At 33.7% G+C, this 4224-nt stretch carries 6 protein-coding genes and 1 riboswitch; all 6 genes read right to left on the bottom strand.

Features of this window, described 5'->3' with window-relative positions:
- A partial coding sequence (locus N4A40_09675; GenBank protein ID MCT4662117.1) for a thiazole synthase occupies positions 1-284 on the bottom strand: 284 nt, incomplete at its 3' end.
- An 11-nt stretch (positions 285-295) separates the two neighbouring features.
- Positions 296-934, bottom strand: a complete 639-nt coding sequence (gene thiF, locus N4A40_09670; GenBank protein ID MCT4662116.1) for a sulfur carrier protein ThiS adenylyltransferase ThiF — start codon at positions 932-934, stop codon at positions 296-298.
- Between the two features lie 3 nt (positions 935-937).
- Entirely contained in the window at positions 938-1132 is a 195-nt protein-coding gene (gene thiS / locus N4A40_09665) for a sulfur carrier protein ThiS (GenBank protein ID MCT4662115.1), read from the bottom strand.
- Positions 1133-1269: 137 nt separating this feature from the next.
- Positions 1270-1376: riboswitch (TPP riboswitch) on the bottom strand.
- A gap of 51 nt (positions 1377-1427) precedes the next feature.
- Positions 1428-2414, bottom strand: a complete 987-nt coding sequence (locus N4A40_09660) for a Gfo/Idh/MocA family oxidoreductase (protein MCT4662114.1) — start codon at positions 2412-2414, stop codon at positions 1428-1430.
- 14 nt (positions 2415-2428) lie between these two features.
- Positions 2429-3094 carry a GntR family transcriptional regulator gene (locus N4A40_09655; GenBank protein MCT4662113.1) on the bottom strand — a complete coding sequence of 222 codons (666 nt, stop codon included), beginning with the start codon at positions 3092-3094 and terminating at the stop codon, positions 2429-2431.
- Between the two features lie 24 nt (positions 3095-3118).
- Positions 3119-4033 (bottom strand): glycyl-radical enzyme activating protein, encoded by a 915-nt coding sequence (locus tag N4A40_09650; protein MCT4662112.1) that lies wholly within the window; start codon positions 4031-4033, stop codon positions 3119-3121.
- Positions 4034-4224: the final 191 nt, after the last annotated feature.

Here is a 4224-nt window from a genome sequence, read left to right as displayed (position 1 = left end):
TCCCCACATCCCATCGCTTTCGCAAGTCTTGCTATTCTCACAGCCTCCTCTGCATTTCTAGCACCAGATGTATTGGGAAGCCAAAATACATCCTTTGGTATGTACTTTAATAAATTTTCATCTTCTGAGTCCAAATCAACTCTTCGAATAGCCATAGTAACCATATCACTTTGAGATTTCTCTATCACATCTTTGATAACTCTCTTATCAGGAAATTTACCAGTCCCCACAAGCAATCTGCTATTTAATACTTCTCCACCTAGTTCGAATAAATCTTTTGTCATTTTGATTCCTCCTAGTATTTTTCTATATTTAGAATCCATCTAAGTATTTGATTTGCTTGATGATTCGCAGCAATAGCTACTCTTGGAGCCATTAGTCCTCCAAATTCGTCTATGTGCGATACCTCATCTCCTACTACTGAAAATCTCTCATTTATTTTTCGAGTCCTTATAGTATTGCTAGACAATGCTCCAGCCATACCCGATGCACTTACTAATTTTTTATCTTTGCACTTTGTGAGTATGCTTTGAACGAAGCTAACCTTCGACTCTGCCTTATCCATTGCCTCTACTATTAAATTTGTATCTTTGAACATTTCTGAACTATTTTCGTCGTCCAAGTATACATTCTTAGTTTCAATTTGAGTAATTGGACTTATATCTTCTAATATCTCCTTTAATGCATCTGTTTTTTTCTGTCCTATATTTCGTCTAAAATAGTATTGTCTATTTAGATTTGTCTGGTCTACTAGATCAAAGTCAACTAAAACCAATTTTCCTATTCCAAGTCTCACGAGTGAAACTGCAACATTTGAACCAAGTCCACCGAGACCAGCTATTCCAACGCTAGCACTTTGAAGTTTTCTATGAATATCCTCTCCATGTCTCTCTATTAATGCTTTCTCGAATTCACTTTTTATGTGTTCGTTCACGATTTAACCTCCTCCAACAAAGCTAACTATCTCGACTCTTGATTCTTTGTCTATGATGTAGTTATCATATTGGCTTTTATCTACAATTTCCATATCTACTTCAACTACTGCAAGTTTTGGGTTCTTTTTTATAATTTCAAATAACCTACTCACGCTAATCGGAGTATCTATATCCATCATCTTTCCATTTACAATCACTTTTTCACCTCCTAATATTTACAACTCTCACATTTCTAATTAAATTAAAATAAAAAAAGATGTCACTTGGACATCTTTAATCGCGTAAAAGGCTATGCATAAAAAATAGCATAGATCCCACAAAAGAATCTATGCTAAAAAAATCACAGCAATGTCCCTACGTTGGCATTATCCAAATCAGGTTACAGGATCGAAACTAACAGTTTCCTCTCAGCCCATCACATGAGCTCTCCTCTTTATTAAATTTTACTATTACATTGTACTGCTAAATATATTTTTTGTAAACACCTTTGTTTTATATTTTGTTATCCGCTCTAAATTTTAATCCAATTTGACTTCGCGACTCATCTAATATATTCATTACGTCTCTAGATACACTGTAGCTATTTATATCTGACTCTAATTTATTTGAATTTATCAAATCAATAAAGCCCTTTGTTTCGTAGTACATTGGCGATTTATCCTGAGATACATCTATTTCTTCACATTCACCATTTCTATATTTTATATACGCTCTATCGATGAGTGGAAGTTTGTCTATTATTATCTGTCCACCTTCCCCCTGTATTTCACTTGGCAAATGCGAATCACATATCTTAGAATGATATAAAATTCCATCACAATCCTCGTATTGAACAGCAATATGACCTTCACCATCCACCCCTGAATCTAGCATAGTACCATGTGCTTTTATGCTATTTGGTTTTCCTAGAATCTGAACTAAGGGATGAATAGTATAAACTCCAATATCCATAAGTGAACCATTTGAAAACTCTGGATTGAAAGCATTTAAAATTTCACCCGCTTTATACTTATCATACCTAGATGAATACTGACAATAGCTTCCAACAAAACGTCTTATAGGAGCTATCTTGCTTAGACTATCCCTTATAGCTTGAAATCGGGGTAAATACGATGTAATCATGGCTTCCATGAGTAAGACTTTGTTTGATTTTGCCGTTTCTATCATCTCTTCTACTTCTCGCAAATTAGAAGCTAATGGTTTTTCACATAATACATGCTTTTTAGCCCTCATCATTATCTTAGAATGTTCTGCATGAAATGAATTCGGACTAGCTATGTACACAGCTTCCATTTCTTCGTTTAGTGACATCTCTTCTAAACTAGTAAATGTGTACTTTGCACCATGTATAGCAGCAAATTCTTCTGCTCGATTCTTTGTTCTAGAATAAACTGCCACTAATTCAAACCCTTCAATCTGCTTCGCCGCATCTAGCCATTTCTCCGTTATCGCACTTGTACCTACAACTCCAAACTTCATATTTTCATCCCCCTCTAAGTAGACACTATTGTAATATCTGAATTTTGCTTTATCTGTTTGCTAACCTGTATCAATTGATTGTTTGAATAAAGATTATGAACTGTCTCTATAGAGTGTCCTATTTTTTCCTTAGAATATTTATTTATAACATGACTCTCAGCTACTAAAACACTTTTTAAGTCTTTTCTATCATGTGTAAGCTGTATACCCTTATCATCTTCAAAATATTTTAATATACTACCTTCACATTTTTCTATATTAAAATCATCAAACAAATCATATGGCAAGTATCCCTCTTCATATATTACATTATCATCAGTCTGTATTATCCGCTTATACACATGAACGTATTTCGATTGTAACCTATCCTCAAAATCATTTAATATAGTTTTAAATTCTAGTACCGTAGTTGTGTGTCTATTTTTACTCTCTATACTAAGTGATGCTATAGTAGTTGTCATGTAAAATTCTCTTGGATTGACAAAATAGCCTTTACCTTGTCTTGAGTTTATATATCCTTTATCTATGAGTTTTTTTAGTGCCCTTCTTACAGGCTCTCTAGAAACATCATATTTCTTACAAATCTCACTCTCTGATATTAACTGCTCGCCTTCTTTGAATTCACCATTTAATATCATAGTTTTCAAGCCTCTGTACACATAATCTTTTTTGGTTGCCATAGTATCCTTCCTTTTCGAATATCGTCATATTTTTTCATTCTCCATTATACCATTTTTTAGACCATTATCCGAAAGAATCTGCTTCCATTTCATCTTATCTTCTATCTCTGGCACTCTATACGTTTTATCTTCTATAATTCGTTTGAACTGCTTTGACTTTTTCATACTGTGATATGGAAGTATATTTACTTCCATTATACATTTATACTGTCTTGACAGTTTAGCTATAGCTTTAAAATGTTCTTCATTGTCATTCATTTCAGGTATTATTGGGCATCTCAAAATTACGTCTTTTTGATTCTCATTTAAAATGTCTAAAACCTTTATTATATCTATATTTTTCCCTACTATGTTTTGGATTTCGCTACCTGTCCATTTATAGTCTAGTAAGTATATATCCGTGAAATCAATTGTTCTCGCCAAGTTATTATTCGGATCATATCCACTAAAATCGAGTGCTATCGATATGTTTTCACTCTTCAATTTCTCACTAAGTTTTTCTAAAAATTCTATCTGAAGTATTGCCTCTCCTCCACTAAAGGTGACTCCTCCACTAGAGTTCTCATAATAGGCTTTATCTTTAACTATCTCTTTCAATAGTTCATCTGCTGTAACATACCTTCCGCATAAATCATAAGCTCCATTTGGACAAATATCTATAAGTTTCTCCTCATCTTCTATCGAATCAAAATCTATTGAAATAGCTCCATCTTTAACCCTTATACCTTTTCCATTTACCATCTCTACGCATTTTTTGCATAGTGTACATTTATTTTTGTCATGATTTAGCTGAATCGTCATGCTTATCGACTCTGGATTGTGACACCACGGACAACGCAAAGCGCACCCCTTGAAAAACAAGGTGGTGCGAATGCCAGGTCCATCATTTATCGAGAATCGCTGCAAATCAAAAATCAATCCTTTTAATTCTTCACTCATCTTTGACTTCCTTTCTCTTTTTGCTAGAAACTTTAGCCATTACAAGTTCTTGCCATTATCTCTCTTTGTACATCATCTTCTAAATTTACAAATCTAGCGCTGAATCCCCCTACTCTAACTGTAAGATTTTTGTAGTTTTCTGGATTCTCATATGCTTTTTGAAGTTCTTCTTTTCCAACAACATTTACCAT

This window comes from Tissierellales bacterium, assembly GCA_025210965.1.
Classification (GTDB): domain Bacteria; phylum Bacillota; class Clostridia; order Tissierellales; family JAOAQY01; genus JAOAQY01.
Note: the sequence above shows the minus strand (reverse complement) of the source record. Positions and strands in the feature narration are given on the sequence as shown.